Genomic DNA, 18,531 nt, shown 5'->3' with positions numbered 1-18,531 from the left:
AATATCAAAATTTAAGAGAATTATACACGGGAATAAAAAGGTATATTAATTTTTATAATAACGATAGAGGACATAGTTCTTTAGATTATGAAACACCTGCTAAGGTATATTTTGGTACTCAAAAAATTGCTTAAGTTTTTTCATAAACTGTTTGACAAACACGACCATCATAGATCATGAGAAAGAAATGGGAATTAAAGCTTTATGGATAAATATTTATGATGCCATAGCACATAATAGAAAAATTTTAAAAAAAAACCAATATATATGAGTAGATACCTTGAAAGAGAATCATTCATATTAGAACTTGTAGCCAAGGAACTAGAAAAATATCTCTGATGCTTTTTATCATCCACGACACTTAATTTATTTGTCCTTTTTTAGTTGTGTCACTATGATTTTTAATACTAGGTGTATAATACAGATTAAGAGATCAATAAAAATTATTGGAACTAAGCAGAGTAAATATAATATTCATTAAATTCAATTAATTCTAGGAAATGAGAATAACAGAATTATTCTATGAGTATGATATAATATACATATTATATCATACTATTATTGGAGGTAAAAAATGAGAATACTTAGAAAAGTTACCCTAGAAAATGAAAAATTAGTGGGGAAAAATATATACAAAAGAGTAGCTGCAAGGGGAATTATATTAGATGGCGAAAACATCTTACTCCTCTATACAAAAAGGTATGATGACTACAGTTTCCCTGGGGGAGGAGTCGATGAAGGCGAAAACCTGACTGAGGGTGTCAAAAGGGAGATCAATGAAGAGACAGGAGCTAAGAATATAGAGATATTGGCTGAATATGGTGTCTATGACGAGGTAAAACCTATCCATAAAAAGAACTATGATTATGTCAATATGATCTCACATTTTTTTATCTGCGATATCCACAAGGAATTAGGAAAAACTAATTTAGAAGACTATGAAATCAATAATGGTATGGATGCTAGATGGGTAAATATCTATGAAGCTATTGCCCACAATAAAGAAGTTATCAAAAATCAGCCTGAAACCATTGGTCTTTTTATAGACAGAGAATTGTTTATGCTTAAATTAGTGGCAAAAGAATTAATAGAAAAAAATTAAAAACTTTGCAGCAAAACAATCTGTGTAAATTAGTTTTATAATTCGTGTAATCCGTGTCAGATGTTTTGAGTTTAATTAGAGATAATTAGCAGCAAAATCAAGGAATAAAAGGAGAAAAAATAGTGGATAAAGCTTATGAAATTTTAAAAAAATATTTTGGGTATACTACCTTTAAGGAAGGACAAGAACCCATCATTAAAAGTATCCTAGATGGTCATAATACCTTGGGAATTATGCCCACTGGAGGAGGTAAATCTATTTGTTACCAAATCCCTGCTCTGATATTTGAGGGGATAACCCTTGTAGTATCTCCTCTAATCTCCCTTATGCAGGATCAGGTAGATGCACTGAATACCTTGGGTGTTTCTTCTGTTTATATCAACAGTACTCTGAAACCTAAAGAGATGCATACCATCTATATGGAAATAGCAAATGGTGACCATAAGATTATCTATGTCACTCCAGAAAGATTTGAAAATTCGGAGTTTATCGACAGAATTAGAATAGAAAAGATATCTCAAATAGCCATAGATGAGGCACATTGTATCTCCCAGTGGGGACACGATTTTAGAAGATCATATCTTAATGTTCCTAATTTTATAAAACAACTACCTTGTGATCCTATAGTCACAGCATTTACAGCTACTGCAACTCCTAAAGTCAGAGAAGATATCATAAAAAATCTAAGATTCAACCCTAACGTATTCATAAGTGGATTCGATAGAGAAAATCTAAAATTCACCACCATAAAAGGTGTTAACAGCTTGTCCTATATCAAGAAATATCTCAAAGAACATAGTGACGAGGGAGGTATTATCTATGCCTCTACAAGAAAGGAAGTTGATTCCATCTACTCTGAATTATCAGATCGTGGATATAAGGTAGGGAAATATCATGCCGGGATGTCTGATACTAAGAGACAGCAAAATCAAGATGATTTTATAAATGACAGACTAACCCTCATGGTCGCGACCAATGCCTTTGGAATGGGAATAGATAAATCCAACGTTCGTTTCGTTATCCACAGCAACTTACCAAAGGATCTAGAAAGCTATTATCAAGAAGCTGGAAGAGCTGGAAGAGACGGGTTAGATGCTCACTGTATATTAATATTCAATCCAAAAGATATACAAACTCAGACTTTTTTCATAAATAATAATCAGTTTGAATCCTCCGAGGAAATTATAAATATCAAACGTGAAAAATTAAGTTCCATGGTAAACTATTGCCACACTTCTAAATGTGTTAGATCATATATTTTGGAATATTTCGGTGATGACAGGATAGAAAATTGCTATAATTGCAGTAACTGCCTAGATGACGGCGAGGTAGAAGATATTACAATTGAGGTTCAAAAAATACTTTCTTGTGTCTATCGTACAGAGCAGAGGTTTGGGATAAATATGATTGTAGGAGTCCTTGGAGGCTCTAAAAATAAGAGTATTCTTAATTGGAATTTAGATAAAGCCTCTACCTATGGGCTACTTTCAGATTATTCTCAAAAAGATATCAGAGCTTTGGTCGACCTCCTTATAGGAGATGAATATTTAGATGTTACTAAAACAGAATTTCCAACTTTGAGACTGACTAAAAAAGCCTTTGAGTTCGTCAAAAGTAAGGAAAAACTTACTAGAAAAATAACGAAAATTCAGAGAAAAACTACCTATGAATGGGAGGGTAGCTTTGATCTCCTTCGTAAACTTCGAGCTGATATTGCAAGATCTGAAGGGAAACCGCCATACACTATTTTTTCCGACAAAACTCTTCAAGAGATGGCCAGATATCTCCCTACCGACTATGAAAGTATCTTAGAGATAAGTGGTGTAGGAGAGAAAAAATATGAAAAATATGGAATAAAATTTTTAGAAGTAATAAAAGAAATAAAAGGTGATAGCAGCCCAATAGAAGCAAGAGAAGCTGTTAAAAAAAAAGCTAAGCCTAAGAAAGCTAGCACCAAAGACAGCACCCATAGGATCTCCTACCAATTATTTTTAGATGGGAAAAATGTAACAAAAATTGCAGCTGAAAGAAAAAGTAAGTTCGATACCATCCTCAATCATCTGTTTAAATGTATGGATGAAGGATTAGAAGTTGACCTATCTAGGATAGTCAATAGCACAAAAAAGAAACTGATATTAACCGCCATAGAAAAAACCGGTGGTACTATGCTACGACCAATAAAAGATGAACTACCTAATGATATAGAATATTATGAGATCAAGGTGGTATTAAAGGAAATAAATTAAGTTAAAAAAACTAGAGAATCAACCATAGCTGATTCTCTAGTTTTTTTATTCTATTAAATTATACAGCAAGTTTATTCTTTAAAACTGTAGTTTTAGTAGCTACAATTGCTGCCAATATAATTATACTACTTCCCAATACTATCTTCATACTTGGAATTTCGCCCAATATAAAGGCAGCAAAGATAATACCATATACAGACTCTAAACATGTGGTAACGCTCACTGTACTTGCACTGATCCTTTTCAATGACATAACAAAGAGTGTGTGCGCTATCCCTGTAAAAACTACTCCCAATATCAGCATGAAAAATATATCTTTTGATGATGGAATTTTATTCCATAATAATAAAACAGGAATCGACCAAAATGATGCCCCCAGACATTGATAAAATGTAAGTTTAACCCCCGATACTGAACTTGAAAACTTTTTATTCATTATAGCTAAAACTGCAAATGAAAACCCAGAAAATATACCCATACCTATTCCGCTCAACATTTTAACATCTATCCCATTTAGCGGTATTACCATGGAAATCCCAATAAAAGTTATGATGGCAGTGACGACTTTTCCTCTCTCTAATTTCCCCTTAAAAAATAAAGGTTCCATAAAGGTTGTAAAGATAGGAAAACTCGAAAAAGATAGAAGTCCCAGAGCTACACTGGATAACTTAATCGCCTGAAAAAATGAAAACCAATGAAGGAAAAGTAATGATCCCTGCAAAATCATAATTTTTCTTGAAGTTGGAGAAGTCATCTCTACCTTTTCATTTTTAAATTTAAGAACAATATATAAAAATATTGTAGCAAATATAACTCTGCCGCTGACAATCACCTGGGCAGGTGCCTCTATGAGTTTACCGAAAAGTCCCGATAATCCAAAAAGTAAAACCGCAATATGTAGTATAATAAGATCCTTTCTCATCTATAGCCCTCCTCTAATCTGTTTACATTCATAAATAATATCACCTTTTAACTAGAAATAAAAGTAAAATTTGTTTATTATTTGATATATAAATATATAACCGATAAATAGTAAAAAGGTAGAATCAGAAATTTCTAATCCTACCTTTTTATATCTTTCTCCAACGATTACCTCTATTTTTTTCCTTTATGAGATTAACATTTAAAATTAAATTTTCTTACGTTCAATTTTGATGATCATAAGATCGCTAGGAGAGATTTTAGTTTATTTTCTTATTTCAGTTACATTCATCTTAATTGCAGAGAATTTACACTTATCGAAACAGAGTCCACAACCAATACATTTTTCTTGGTCAACTTTATGTTTTTCTTTAACTGCTCCTTCAATACAGTCAACCGGGCATACTCTTGCACAAGCTGTACAACCAATACATTTTTCTTCGATTACCTCGGCTTTCTTAACCTCTTTAATCTCATTTACTATTGCATTTGTCGGGCACTTCATTGAGCAAAGTCCGCAATTGATACAAAGATCACTATCAATCTTAGCTAAATTATTAGTTATTGTGACTGCAGTAATTATGTTACCATCTGCATCTTTCACTTTTACTGGACATGCCTTTACACACATTCCACATGCAATACATGCTACAGTACAAGATTTTCTAGCTTGAGCTCCCTTATCCTTAGAATTGCACAATACCGTTACTTTTTGATTTTCAGGCATCATCTCTATGATATTTTTAGGACATTCTTTCACACACTTAGTACATGAGATACATGTTTCCTCATTTATAACTGCGATCCCTCTTGCATTGATCTCTATTGCGTCAACTGGACAGACTTTTACACAATCTCCATATCCTAAACAACCATACCAACATGACTTATCTCCACCAAAATAAAGGCTAGCTGTAGCACACGTCTTCATCTCAGTCTTCAGGTCATATATCTTAGTCGTCTTGGAGTTATCTCCCTGACATTTTACTCTAGCTACCTGCTTTACAGCATCAGGATCAGCACCTTCTCCACCAATAATAGCTGCTATATCATTTACAACCTGTGATCCACCAGGAGCACACAGTGTAGGATCAGCACCTTCTAATGCTACTGCATCTGCATACCCTCCACATCCAGGATATCCACAAGCTCCACAGTTGGCACCAGGTAATACATCCATTATTTTTTCAACATTAGGATCTATCTCTACCTCAAATTTCTTTGAAGCAAAAGCCAAGAACAGTCCCATAATAAGACCGATCCCTCCTAATACTAATACAGCGTATATCATTTTTAACCTCCAAATCTATCTCATAGATTAATTATTTTAATTATATTTTCATTCCAGAGAATCCCATAAATGCCATAGCTAACAATCCAGCTGTGACGAAGGCTATTGCTACACCTTGGAATGGTCTTGGTACATCTGCATATTCTAATCTTTCTCTTATTCCTGCAAGTAAGATAAGTGCCATAGTAAACCCTATTGCCGCTGCCATACCATTTACAACAGTTTCAATAAAGTTATACTTCTCTTGAATATTTAAAATTGCTACCCCTAGTACCGCACAGTTAGTTGTGATAAGTGGTAAAAATACTCCCAATGCCTTATAAAGGTTAGGTGAAGTCTTTTGTACTGCCATCTCAACAAATTGTACCAATGAAGCTATTATTAATATAAATGCTATTGTCTGTAGATATTCTAATCCAAAAGGAACCAATAGATAGTTTTGTACTACCCAGGTTACTGCTGATGCCAACGTCATTACGAAAGTAACAGCCATACCCATTCCTATTGAAGATTCTACCTTTTTAGAAACACCCATGAAAGGACATATCCCTAAAAATTTAGCAAATACAAAGTTATTTATGAATATAGAACCAAATATGATTCCAAACAAATTTCCTAAATCCATCGATTATCCCTCCTTTTTCATCTTAATATAATTTTGTGTCGCTATGATAAAACCAATTGTTATAAATGCTCCAGGTGCTAATATGAATATTAACGCTGGTTGGAATGTAGGAGGAGTCAGTTGTAATCCGAAGAAACTTCCATTTCCTAAAACTTCTCTGATAGCACCCAATACTGTAAGTGCTAAAGTGAATCCTAATCCATTTCCAACACCATCTAACAATGAAGCAAATACTCCATTTTTAGAAGCAAAACTTTCAGCTCTTCCCAAGATTATACAGTTAACAACTATCAGGGGTAAAAATAACCCTAATACTGCATATAATTCCGGAAGGTATCCTTGCATTACCATCTGTACGATAGTTACTAAAGTAGCTATTACAATGATATACGCTGGTATTCTAACCTTTGCAGGTATTAAGTTTTTCATAGCGGATATGATTCCATTTGAACAGACTAAAACTACCAGTGTTGCCAGTCCCATTGCCATACCATTGATAGCAGAGTTAGTTACACCTAGTGTAGGACATAATCCAAGTAATAATACGAATACCGGATTCCCTTTAATTAGTGGATCTGTTAAAAGCTTTACATACTTATTCTTAGCCATTAGTTTTTCACCTCTGTTTCAAATGCTTTTGTTGATTTCATAACACCTGTATATACAGCTTCAGGAGATATTGTAGCTCCTGCAAAACCGTCTATACTTTTATCAAATTGATAAGATTCATCTCTACCAATCCAAAGAGCCTGCCAATCAGCATTATTTATATTTGTTCCCAATCCGGGAGTTTCCGAATGTCCGGTAACCTTTAGACCAGTGATAGTTCCTTTTATATCTAATCCCAATACGAAGGTTATTACACCAGAATATCCATTGGTTTTTACAGTACTTGCATAACCTACTAAATTTCCTGTTGCATCATAACCTGGAATAAATGTTTCCTCTCCAGTTATTATTTCCTCTGTCTGTTTAAATTCTACTGCTAAAGGCAACACTTGTTTTCTAGCTTTATTTACTATCTCTCTGTTTATCTTTTCTATTTGTGGCGCAGTTATTGTATTTACACTGGATAACAATCCAGCTGCAATAGCTGATATTACCAGTAATACAGCACCATAATGTACTAATCTATTCATTATTTTGCTACACCTCCAAACAACTTCGGTTTAGTGTATTTATTTATAAGCGGTACAACTCCATTCATGATTAGGATAGAATATGCCATACCTTCAGGATATCCACCTTTGAATCTGATTAAAGTTACTAAAGCACCTATTCCAAAGGCAAATATCATTTGACCTTTTTCAGTGTATGGAGAAGTTACCATATCTGTTGCCATGAAGAATGCTCCTAAAAATAATCCTCCAGATAACATATGCATTATTGGATCTCCACCGAATAAAAATGCTCCTATTCCTACTGTTCCTATTATAATAGCTGGTACCTTCCAGTTTACCTGACCTCTATAAATTAAGTAAGCTCCTCCTAATAACAGTGCCAATGCTGAAGTTTCTCCAATAGTTCCACCCATTTTTCCTAATAGAGCATTTATATATGGATTTCCTGCTGCAATTAGAGTTCCATCTAATCCTCTTTTCATAGCATCCAACATAGTCGGTCCTGCTTGACCATCCAATACAAAAGTTGTTATAGCTACTGGCCAAGATGCTTGAACAAATGCTCTTCCAACTAATGCCGGATTAAATATATTATGTCCTAATCCACCAAATAACATCTTTCCTAGCAAGATAGAAACGACAGATCCAACTATAACTATCCAATATGCCATAGTTACTGGAACGACGAACGCAAACAATATACCTGTTATTATTGCACTTCCATCTTTTATATCTATATCTTTCCCCATTATTTTTTGCATAATTCCTTCAGTTGCCATACATGTTCCAACTGCAATCAAAGTAGTAGTCAGTGCCTGTATTCCAAATACATAGACTGCCATAAGTAGTGCAGGTAATAAAGCTATTATTACGTCGTACATTACTTTTTCTACGGTTTCACTAGTTCTTACGTGTGGTGAAGGACCCATCTTTAACAATTTCGCCACTTTTTTGCCTCCTAATTTCAATTAAATTTATTCTTTATATTTTATATCTCGATTTTTTATATTCATAAATCAAGCTCACATTTTAATTTAAATTTTATTGTACTTGATTTAAATAATTATGAAATCCTATAAGTAAGAAGAATTATTTTTTTGGCATAGTTCTTAATTTAGCTTTTCCAATATTGATAGCTTCTGTCAACGGTCTGTTTGATGGACAAATGTATGCACAAGATCCACATGAGATACAATCCATTAATTTATATTTCCCCATCTCTTCCCATTGATTAAATTTAGCTAATTTCCCATACATAAGAGGCTCTAACCCCATTGGACAGGCTCCTATACATTTCCCACAAAGAATACAGTTTCTTGCCTTACAAGGATTTGTTTCCGCCGTTGTAAGAGCTAATAAACCAGATGTTCCTTTAACTACAGGTATGTCTTCAGAATGTTGAGCCATTCCCATCATAGGTCCACCCATAACAAGTTTGTCTACCTCTTCTCTCTCTATACCTGCATAATCTAACATATCTCTAAACATAGTTCCTATTCTAACTTTTAAGTTCATAGGGTTTTTGATTGCTTTTCCTGAAATAGTTACTACTTTTTCAATAAGTGGCATTCCTTTAACAATTCCTTCATATACTAAAGCTGCCGTTGCAGTATTTTGTACTACTACTCCTACAGCAGAAGGTAATTTCCCACTTGGAACCTCTCTACCTAAGATTGCTTTGATAAGCTGTTTCTCTCCACCTTGTGGGTATTGAGTTTTTAGAGGACAGATTTCAATACCATTATCCCCTTCACTGGCTTTTATCATAGATGCTATAGCTTCTGGCTTATTGTTTTCAATACCTATCTTAGCACTCTTAACTCCTAAAACATGCATGATGATCTTTACCCCTTCAACAATTGATTTAGGATCTTCTAACATAAGTCTGTTATCTGCATTTAGATACGGCTCACATTCTGCTCCATTCATCACTAAGGTATCAATAGTTACATCTTTTGGGGGATTAAGTTTAATATGAGTTGGGAAACATGCTCCTCCGACCCCTACTGTTCCTTTCTCTCTAATCATTGCAAGTAAATCTTCCTTAGATGCATTTTTCCAATCTTTAATCGTTGTTAATTCTGCTAACTCTTCTTTTCCATCATTTTCAATAATGATCGTATTTACCTTTCCACTTAATGGAAACGGTAAAAATTCGATTTTTTTAACTATTCCACTCACTGATGAATGAACCGGTGCTGACATAAAAGCTTCACTATCTGCAATCTTTTGACCCTTTAACACTCTGTCTCCAGGTTTAACCAAGGCATTTAATGGTGCACCAATATGTTGCAATAATGCTACATGTATCATTTTTGGCGCACCGAAAATTTGAATAGCTTCATTTTCAGTCTGAACCTTGTTTTCAGAAGGGTGTACCCCGCCTTTGAACGTAAACAGTTTCATCTACAAAACACTCCTTTTGTTAATTTATATTTAATTATTTTTACCCAATTTTGCCCTTTATTTTATCACATTTCGTTCACTAATACAACATTTAGTGTTGTGAATTTATTATTTTCACCTTCTAGCTCTTAAAACTATATTTTTTGTTATAAACGTGTTAACTATGGCTACACATACATACACATCCTAAAATAGGATTTTATTATGAAATCTCTTAGTTTTTTTAAATTTTTTTTGTTCAATATTTCATAGATCCCCTCGGCATGTTTTATCTTTAATATTTCCCTTCTCAAATCCCCTCCTATAGCAACTCCCAGCTTATCTTTTCTAGCTTCAATTAATATTTTGTTCCCTAAAACTTCATCCACACCATCCAATCCCTCTATATAACTAGGATCCCAAAGAATTGTTTTTCGTTCCTGCTCCAAAGAATACTTGATAGTATGAAGTGTTCCTCCAGACCTGCCTGTCTGCACTACAAAAATCCCTTGGGTCATCCCAGATTGAAGACGATTTCTCAAGATAAAAAATATAGATAAGTTAGAAGTTGTAGGTGGCAATTCCGACATCAAAAACCCATTTTCTTCCAATATTTTTTCAGATAATTTTCTGTTTTCTTTAGGGTATATAGGAGTTGCCAGGCCCTGTCCTAATATTGCCCCCGTCTGACCGCCTTCCTCAAGGCTTCCCAAGTGACCATATTCATCACATCCAAGGGCTAACCCACTAATATTCCACCAATTATTCCGGGCTAATAATACCCCCATCCTCCTGGCTATTTCACGACCATATTTTTTCTCTGGTTTTCGACTTCCGATTACGGCTAAAGACTTTTCTAACTCCTTCTCACTGGGAAAACAACCCCTGTAAAATATCATAAAGGGAGGGTCTTCCAACTCCTTTAAATTTTTAGGGTATTTTTTTGAAAAATACTCTATATATTCTATTTTCTCTTTTTCACAGATTTCAAATTCCTTATCTACCCTGATCTTTAATTTTTCCAAGTTTAAAATTCCATCTTCCGATAAAAAATATAAGACTGCGTTCTCTACTCTTTTTTCAGCCTTTATCCTGGAATTTTCCAGTTTCAATATATGCACCGATTCTAAGATTATTTTTCTCAAAGAGATCTTATCCAATTTAAATAGATTTTGTTTCCTATCTACAGAATAAAAAAATAACCTATATAGGGTATCGTGACTTAGTTTAGGAACCGGATACCTTCCTTGTAAAACATCTGAATATATTAGTGAAAACAGCATAAAATCTTCCTTTGTATATAGCACGGAACTTCCTCCTAGCATATCTTTATCATATCTAAATCGTAATTTTTTTAACAAAATTTTATCAAAAAAAAAAAAAAAAAAAGATACTAAGTGTTTAATCAGTACTATATATAACTTAAATTTCACTAAAAAACAAGTTTTTTTTATATTTATACGAAAAATATCAATGTAAATTTTTTGAGGGATTTCCCCCTACTGCTATTTTAAAAATAAATGTATAAAAAAAGGTTTTTGAAATCACTCCAAAAACCTTTTCAACTTATTTGTTTTTCTCTCTTAACAGTACTACTGCATAGGATTTCACTCCAATTTCTTCCCCGGTAAATCCTAGTTTTTCTTCAGTTGTAGCCTTTACACTTACTCTGTTTAATTCTAAATCCAATTCTTTCGCTAAATTTTTCCTCATATCAACAATATAGGGTTTTAATTTAGGATGTTGCATTACTATTTGAGAATCTATATTCACTATCTCAAATCCCCTGTCATCTATAAGTTTCTTCACATGGTTTAATAATTTTATACTAGATATCCCCCTATAGGTCTCATCTGTATCTGGGAAATGCTGTCCTATATCTCCCAAGGCCAAAGCTCCTAACAGTCCATCCATAATAGCATGAATCAATACATCGGCATCTGAGTGACCCAGTAATCCTTTTCCAAAGGGTATCTCTATGCCACCTAAAATTAATTTTCTTCCTTCTACCAATCTATGAACATCATATCCATTCCCTATTCTATACATAGTCTCAACCTACTTCCATTCATGATAAATTTTGTCATAAAATTCTATTATTTCTTCTTTGGTTACAGTGGATGTTCCCATCCTTCCAACTACTACTCCTGCTGCTACATTGGCTATTTTAGCTGCTTCATGCCATGATGCTCCGGCGGCGGCGGCTAGTGTAAATACAGAAATAACAGTATCACCTGCTCCAGTTACATCATATACTTCCTTTGCAAAGGTCGGGATATTTATAATTTCATCCTCTAAGAATATACTCATTCCTTCCTCACTTCTAGTTAGAAGTAAGTTATCTAAATTTAATTTAGCTTTTAACTCTAGACCTAGTTTCTCTGTATCCTCTATCTTAGATAACCCCATACATTCCATAGCTTCCTTTCTATTAGGAGTCATAGATGTAGCCCCTAGATAGTTTACAGCATTACTTGGTTTTGGATCTACAGTTACTATTATATTATTTTCACGAGCTACTTCAATAACTTTTTTAGCTAAAGTAGGAGTAAGTACCCCCTTATCATAGTCCGATAAGATTATAGCATCTAATTTACCTAAATGAGATTCCAAATTTTCTATGATAAGCTCCTCATGATATGGTGTTATATCTTTTTTATCTTCCCAGTCCAGTCTTAATAATTGTTGGTGTTGAGCTATAATTCTTCTCTTCACTATGGTAGGTCTGTCCTCTGCAGTTACTACACCTACTGTATCTATTTTTTCTTTTTTTAATTCATTCAATAGTCTGCTTCCGTTCCCGTCATTTCCTATTACCCCAAAGGAATAACACTTACACGAAAGAGAAGATAAGTTATTTAGGACATTGGCTCCCCCTCCTAAAACAAATCTTTCCTCCTTTACATTTACTACTGGTACCGGAGCTTCCGGTGAGATCCTAGTAACCTCTCCTATGATATACTCATCTAACATCATATCCCCTATTACTGCTATTGTCATATCTTTAAATTTATCTAAAATATCTATTAATCTAGTTTTGGCAACCATTTTCCCTCCTACAAATCCTATTTTTATATGTTCTTAGTATAACATCACATCTGCATTTTTTCAATTTTAAAAACCGCGACAACAAACTGCCACGGTTTATTTAAACTCACTATTCTTATTTTCTAAAAATCATACCTCAGACCTAAACCTACAAAATAGTTCGCTCTATTGTCTACAATTGGTGAATCTCCAATTTCATCGGACACATATTGTATCTCTGCTAAACCAAATACCGACCATGTGGGAGTAAATTTATATCTGCCTAATACTCCTATCCCTGAAACATATGCAAATTCATCTGGATCATAAACCTTATCCAATTCAGTGTTTCTAGGATCATTTACCTCGTCTTCATCTACACCAAAATAATAATTCACCATATTTTTATCCAACAAACTAAGGCTGATCTGTGGGATAATTGAGAATTTATCTGTCACAATAATAGGTCTGAGAGCAGATATTTTTCCTGATCCCCCTCTTTTCCCACTTCTTACTTCACCTAAAAGTGTTACTTTTTGAAAACCAGTCTTATAACCTAACCTCAATCCAAATTCCACCTGACTATCTCTGCTGCTTATTCCTTTATAACCATCTTCCATGTCAGAATTATTTAATTGAGTTGCCCCTATTACTCCTCCAACACCTTGCAGAGCTATCCCTCCAAAAAGTTGTGAAAATCCAGTCAATGTCAACTTTGAATTCAACTTATGCCTATAACCTATTTCGGTACCTATAATATAAAAATTTTCCCTCTCTAAGATTATAAGCGGTACATAACGTGGTTGTTTTTCCTTTATTTGATAGAGTTTACTCCCGTACCCTGTCAGAAATCCTAGAGAAAATTTATATTTTGACTTAGCTTCCTTTGCCGGCACATTATTTTCTGAAGAACTCAATACAGATAATAAAATAAAGACAACTAAAATTATTCTTTTCATAGTACTTCCCTCCCTAGTTTTAAACCTTCTTTTTAATATTACCACATTAATAGAAATAATTCTTTGCCGGAACATTATTTTCTGAAAAATTCCATACAGATAATAAAATAAATATAAAATAAAAAAAATAGTTGACCAAACTACTTTTGATATAGTATAATTATTTCGTTAAAATAAATTATAAATTAAATATGTAACATCTTATTGAGAGAGACTGAGGGATTTGGCCCTATGACGTCCGGCAACCCCCGTTTAGGGAAGGTGCTAAATCCAAGCGACTTTAAGTCGTGAAGATAAGAGGAATATAACATTCGACCTCTTATCTTACAAGATAAGAGGTTTTTTATTTAAAAAACTACTAGGAGGAACAAAATGAAATTAACTACAAAACATGTTGTAGCCATTGGAATAGGAGCCGCACTTTATGGTGTACTATCGGCTATATCATTACCTATCGGTCCCAATACATCCCTTAGGATAGCTGTTGCACTACTTACTATATTCGGTGCATTATTTGGACCATTGGTTGGATTTTTAGTGGGATTTATCGGTCATGCCCTAAATGATACTATGATGTATGGTGGAGTATGGTGGAGTTGGGTTATGTTATCTGCTATGATAGGATTTTCTATGGGATTTATTAGGTTAGATAAAACTTTTGACCCTGAACACGGAGTTTTAAATAAAAAACATATAGTTAAACTATATATATACGCAGTGACCGGAATGCTTTTAGCTGGGCTTACAGCCTATATCGGAGATGTATTCTTCTACGGTGAGCCTTCAAATAAAGTGTGGATTCAAATCCTTATAGCCACAGCTTCAAACTTTGTCGTAACAGCTGGACTGGGAATTCCTGCGGTAGTTATGTTAGCTAGAAGAAAGGCCAAGTATAAAAATTTAACGGCTGAATAAAATTTAAATAAGGAGACACAAAGGGGAAACAAAGCAAAAAATATTATTGAATTTAAAAATTTCACATTCCAATATAGGAGTCTGGGCACTCCCACATTAAAAAATATAAACCTTTCTATACAGAGCGGAGAAAAAGTTCTCATTGCCGGCCCCTCTGGATCGGGAAAATCTACCTTGGGGCATTGTCTCAACGGATTGATTCCATTTTCTTATGCCGGTGAAATTAGCGGCGAATTGAAAATAGACAATATAGAACCGCATAAAACCAGTATCTTTGACATCAGCAGTCATATTTCTACTATTCTGCAAGATCAAGATGGTCAATTTGTAGGCCTGAGTGTAGGAGAGGATGTTGCATTTAGAGATGAGAATAGTAATGTTTCTAGAGATATCATGAAACAAGATGTAATGACGACTTTAAAAAAGGTAAATATGGAAAATCATATCCTTAAGAGTCCACAGGAACTGAGTGGTGGCTTGAAACAAAGGGCTTCCTTAGCAGGAATAATAATGAGTCAAGCACCTATACTTCTCTTTGATGAACCTTTGGCAAATCTAGATCCTTCAAGTGGAATATCTGCTATGAAATTGATCTCATCGGTCCATGATAAATCTAATAAAACTATCATTGTTATAGAACATAGGATTGAGGATGTTCTAGCTGAAAAATTCGATAAGATAATCATCATTGATAATGGGGAAATAGTTGCATCAGGTACACCTTTAGAATTAATCTTAGACGGTTCATTGAGACGGTTTGGGCTACGAGAACCTTTGTATATTGAAACTATGAGATACGCTGATATCGACCTTAAAGAATTGGATATCTTAAATATAGATAGTTTAAATACCCCGAATATAAAAAAAAACATAGATAACTGGATTGAAAATGTAACTCCTAAAGTTTCATCTTATGATGAAAAAATATTAGAGGTTAAAGATCTGACATTCTCATACAACAAAAAAGATAACATTATTAAAAATATAAATTTTGACCTTTATAAAGGGGAGATAATCTCCCTTTTAGGAAATAATGGAGCAGGTAAATCTACCTTATCCAAGGTCATCACAGGAATCTGTAAAAAATCAACTGGAACCATCTCCTATAAGGGGAAAAATATTGACAGTTGGAGTATTAGAAAAAGAGGGCAAGAAATCGGTTATGTTATGCAGAACCCAAATCATATGATCACCCAAGAAACTCTTTTAGATGAGGTAAGTTTTGGATTGAAACTCCGTGGGTACAAAAAAGATAAGATTCTAGAAAAAGCTGAAAGTGCTCTAAAAATCTGTGGACTCAACTCCTTTAGAAATTGGCCTATAACAGCTCTTAGCTATGGTCAGAAAAAAAGATTGAGTATTGCTACAATCTTAGCTTTAGACCCTAGTATCCTCATCTTAGACGAACCTACAGCTGGGCAAGATTATAAACATTATCTGGAATTTATGCAGTTTATAGAAAGTTTGAGTAAGACTGGCCTAAGTATTATCTTTATCACTCACGATATGCATCTAGCCTTGGAGTACAGTAACCGTGCCATCGTTTTATCCAATGGTGAAATTATTCGAGATGATACAGTTTCAAACGTATTATCCCATACAGAAACTTTAGAACAGGCAAATCTAAAGAAGATATCTATTTCAACTTTAGCAAATGTACTTGATATAGATGAAAAATTGATGCTAGAAACTTTTATAAATTACGATCATAGGGAGATGATATAGTTGACTACAACAGGAACTTTATATATCGATAAAAAATCTCCTATACATTCTTTGGATGGAAGTATAAAACTCTTAATGTTATTAGTTTGGACTGCTGTAGCCTTTATGTTTATAGATATTAGGGTATTTATAGGCCTTATCCTCGGTGGGATACTACTTATCCGGATGGCTAATATTACATTTAAAGAGGTTAAGCCATCGGTAATATTTTTACTAATATTTACCATTTTTAACTCTCTATTTTTGATCTTAATAACTCCTACTTATGGTTCGGAACTTATAGATCAATATACACCCATATTTAATATTTTAGGGAGACCGCTTACCTATGAGACACTGTGGTTTTCTTTAACATTATCTCTAAAATATCTGTCTATACTGCCTATAACTATCATATTTATCTTTACTACCCATCCTAGCAGATTTGCAAGTAGTTTAAATAAGATCGGTGTTTCATATAAGATTGCCTATGCAGTCAATATAGCCCTCAGGTATATCCCGGATGTCAGAGATGAGTTTGTTAATATCATGCATGCACAAGAAGCTCGTGGAGTAGCTTTTAGAAAGGGAGAAGATAGCCTTATAAATAGATTTAAAAACTATAATATCATCCTTATCCCCTTGGTTTTATCTTCGTTAAACAAGGTAGAAGTAGTCTCAAACGCCATGAATCTACGTGGATTTGGATCCGAAAAAACCAGATCTTGGTATAATGGAACAAAATATGGTAAATCTGATTTCTTAGCCATTGCACTTCTTATAACAGGGACAATTGTAGGAGTCTTAATAAATAAATTTTATCTCAGTGGATTTTGGTATCCATTTTAAAAAATTATCGTAATTAACGTATATATTAATATAATTAGGAGGAATAAAATGACTAACAAAACTTATTTTACATCTGAGTGTGTATCACCGGGACATCCAGATAAGATTGCAGACCAAATTTCAGATGCAGTATTAGATGCATGTTTAGCAGACGATCCAAAAGCAAGGGTAGCTTGTGAGACTTTTTGTACCACGGGACAAGTCGTAGTTGGAGGAGAGATAACTACAACTACCTATGTAGATATTCAAAAAATCGTTAGAGATAAAATCGATGAGATCGGATATAGACAAGGGATGGGATTTGACTCAGACTGTGGTGTATTAAATGCTATTCATTCTCAATCACCTGATATCTCTCAAGGTGTAGATACAGGTGGAGCCGGTGACCAAGGAATCATGTTTGGAGGAGCAGTAGATGAAACTCCTGAACTTATGCCTTTAGCACTTGTTTTATCTAGAGAGATCATCAGAAAGTTAACTACTATTACTAGAAGTGGTGAATTAACATGGGCTAGACCAGATGCTAAATCTCAAGTAACATTAGCCTATGATGAAGATGGAAATATTGATCATGTAGAAACTGTTGTTGTTTCTGTCCAGCATAACCCTGAAGTTTCAAACGAAACTATCAAAGAAGATATTATAAAATTAGTTATCACTCCTGTTTTAGAGAGTTATGAGCTAGACATTGAAAAAGTAAATCACTTCCATATCAACCCAACTGGTAGATTTGTAATTGGTGGGCCACATGGAGATACAGGACTTACAGGTAGAAAAATAATCGTAGATACATATGGTGGATTCTTCCGTCACGGTGGGGGAGCATTCTCTGGAAAAGACCCTTCAAAGGTAGATAGATCAGCTGCTTATGCTGCTAGATGGGTTGCCAAAACAATTGTAGGAGCTAAACTAGCTACCAAGTGTGAAATACAACTTTCATATGCAATAGGAGTAGATCACCCTACATCTATTAAGGTAGATACTTTTGGAACTGGAACAGTGGAAGAGATTACATTAGCTCAAGCTACAATGAAAATTTTCGATCTTTCACCTCGAGGAATCGAGGGAGCTCTTGAGCTTAGAAATCCTAAATTCAAATATCAAGATCTAGCTGCTTTCGGACATATCGGTAGAACTGACATTGATCTTCCTTGGGAAAGGTTAAATAAAGTAGAAGAGTTTAAAAAAGCATTAAACCTATAATCGATATTAAATATCTATATAAAAAAAGAGGAGATAACCAACCGGTTATCTCCTCCTCTATATAAAAATCGTTGAACTCTTACACCTATGAATAAGAATCACTAATTACTTAGTGATTTTTCCTACTACACCTGATGCTACTGTTCTCCCACCTTCTCTTATTGCAAATCTTAATCCTTCTTC

The 18,531-nt window shown here is 34.1% G+C and carries 18 protein-coding genes and 1 riboswitch; of the genes, 6 read left to right on the top strand and 12 right to left on the bottom strand.

Going from position 1 to position 18,531, the window contains the following annotated elements:
* Positions 1-574 precede the first annotated feature (574 nt).
* Together V5784_RS00410 and recQ are read left to right on the top strand one after the other, a co-directional pair.
* Positions 575-1,102: an NUDIX domain-containing protein gene (locus tag V5784_RS00410; protein WP_336887071.1), complete on the top strand. Its 528-nt coding sequence runs from the start codon at positions 575-577 to the stop codon at positions 1,100-1,102.
* A 122-nt stretch (positions 1,103-1,224) separates the two neighbouring features.
* Positions 1,225-3,348, top strand: a complete 2,124-nt coding sequence (recQ, locus tag V5784_RS00405) for a DNA helicase RecQ (protein ID WP_336887070.1) — start codon at positions 1,225-1,227, stop codon at positions 3,346-3,348.
* Between the two features lie 58 nt (positions 3,349-3,406).
* Here recQ and V5784_RS00400 read toward each other — a convergent pair whose 3' ends face one another.
* From V5784_RS00400 to V5784_RS00350, 11 genes are all read right to left on the bottom strand, one after another.
* Entirely contained in the window at positions 3,407-4,270 is an 864-nt protein-coding gene (locus tag V5784_RS00400) for a DMT family transporter (protein ID WP_336887069.1), read from the bottom strand.
* 264 nt (positions 4,271-4,534) lie between these two features.
* Positions 4,535-5,560, bottom strand: a complete 1,026-nt coding sequence (locus V5784_RS00395; protein WP_336887068.1) for an RnfABCDGE type electron transport complex subunit B — start codon at positions 5,558-5,560, stop codon at positions 4,535-4,537.
* A 40-nt stretch (positions 5,561-5,600) separates the two neighbouring features.
* Positions 5,601-6,185 carry an electron transport complex subunit RsxA gene (gene rsxA / locus V5784_RS00390; protein WP_114643378.1) on the bottom strand — a complete coding sequence of 195 codons (585 nt, stop codon included), beginning with the start codon at positions 6,183-6,185 and terminating at the stop codon, positions 5,601-5,603.
* A 3-nt stretch (positions 6,186-6,188) separates the two neighbouring features.
* On the bottom strand, positions 6,189-6,794 hold the full coding sequence (locus V5784_RS00385) for an electron transport complex subunit E (protein WP_336887067.1): 606 nt from the start codon (positions 6,792-6,794) through the stop codon (positions 6,189-6,191).
* Positions 6,794-7,327, bottom strand: a complete 534-nt coding sequence (locus V5784_RS00380) for an RnfABCDGE type electron transport complex subunit G (RefSeq protein ID WP_336887074.1) — start codon at positions 7,325-7,327, stop codon at positions 6,794-6,796. The genes V5784_RS00385 and V5784_RS00380 overlap by 1 nt, the downstream gene beginning before the upstream one ends.
* A complete protein-coding gene (locus V5784_RS00375; RefSeq protein WP_336887066.1) occupies positions 7,324-8,253 on the bottom strand; it encodes an RnfABCDGE type electron transport complex subunit D in 930 nt (309 codons plus the stop codon). The genes V5784_RS00380 and V5784_RS00375 overlap by 4 nt, the downstream gene beginning before the upstream one ends.
* Before the next feature lie 142 nt (positions 8,254-8,395).
* Positions 8,396-9,712, bottom strand: a complete 1,317-nt coding sequence (gene rsxC / locus V5784_RS00370) for an electron transport complex subunit RsxC (protein ID WP_336887065.1) — start codon at positions 9,710-9,712, stop codon at positions 8,396-8,398.
* A gap of 167 nt (positions 9,713-9,879) precedes the next feature.
* Positions 9,880-10,998 (bottom strand): DNA-processing protein DprA, encoded by a 1,119-nt coding sequence (locus tag V5784_RS00365; protein ID WP_336887064.1) that lies wholly within the window; start codon positions 10,996-10,998, stop codon positions 9,880-9,882.
* A gap of 259 nt (positions 10,999-11,257) precedes the next feature.
* A complete protein-coding gene (gene ispF / locus V5784_RS00360; RefSeq protein WP_336887063.1) occupies positions 11,258-11,740 on the bottom strand; it encodes a 2-C-methyl-D-erythritol 2,4-cyclodiphosphate synthase in 483 nt (160 codons plus the stop codon).
* A 9-nt stretch (positions 11,741-11,749) separates the two neighbouring features.
* The gene (gene rfaE1 / locus V5784_RS00355; protein ID WP_336887062.1) at positions 11,750-12,739 is read right to left on the bottom strand and encodes a D-glycero-beta-D-manno-heptose-7-phosphate kinase; all 990 of its coding nucleotides are present in this window, start codon (positions 12,737-12,739) and stop codon (positions 11,750-11,752) included.
* A gap of 122 nt (positions 12,740-12,861) precedes the next feature.
* Positions 12,862-13,677, bottom strand: a complete 816-nt coding sequence (locus V5784_RS00350; protein ID WP_336887061.1) for a MipA/OmpV family protein — start codon at positions 13,675-13,677, stop codon at positions 12,862-12,864.
* 198 nt (positions 13,678-13,875) lie between these two features.
* Positions 13,876-13,977, top strand: a riboswitch (SAM riboswitch).
* A gap of 72 nt (positions 13,978-14,049) precedes the next feature.
* On the opposite strand from V5784_RS00350, the gene V5784_RS00345 reads away from it, so the two are divergent.
* The 4 genes from V5784_RS00345 to metK are packed head-to-tail and all read left to right on the top strand — an operon-like array spanning position 14,050 to position 18,348.
* Positions 14,050-14,592 (top strand): ECF-type riboflavin transporter substrate-binding protein, encoded by a 543-nt coding sequence (locus tag V5784_RS00345; protein WP_336887060.1) that lies wholly within the window; start codon positions 14,050-14,052, stop codon positions 14,590-14,592.
* A 42-nt stretch (positions 14,593-14,634) separates the two neighbouring features.
* Positions 14,635-16,317, top strand: coding sequence for a DUF3744 domain-containing protein (locus V5784_RS00340; RefSeq protein ID WP_336887073.1), 1,683 nt, complete (start codon positions 14,635-14,637; stop codon positions 16,315-16,317).
* A complete protein-coding gene (locus tag V5784_RS00335) occupies positions 16,318-17,145 on the top strand; it encodes an energy-coupling factor transporter transmembrane component T (RefSeq protein WP_336887059.1) in 828 nt (275 codons plus the stop codon).
* A 48-nt stretch (positions 17,146-17,193) separates the two neighbouring features.
* Positions 17,194-18,348, top strand: coding sequence for a methionine adenosyltransferase (gene metK, locus V5784_RS00330; protein ID WP_336887058.1), 1,155 nt, complete (start codon positions 17,194-17,196; stop codon positions 18,346-18,348).
* A 105-nt stretch (positions 18,349-18,453) separates the two neighbouring features.
* Here the strand turns inward: metK and V5784_RS00325 are convergent.
* The coding region (locus V5784_RS00325) for a hypothetical protein (protein ID WP_336887072.1) at positions 18,454-18,531 on the bottom strand (78 nt) is incomplete at its 5' end.

The organism is Psychrilyobacter sp. (assembly GCF_037132775.1).
Taxonomy (GTDB): Bacteria; Fusobacteriota; Fusobacteriia; order Fusobacteriales; family Fusobacteriaceae; genus Psychrilyobacter.
This window is presented reverse-complemented; position numbering and strand designations above follow the sequence as displayed.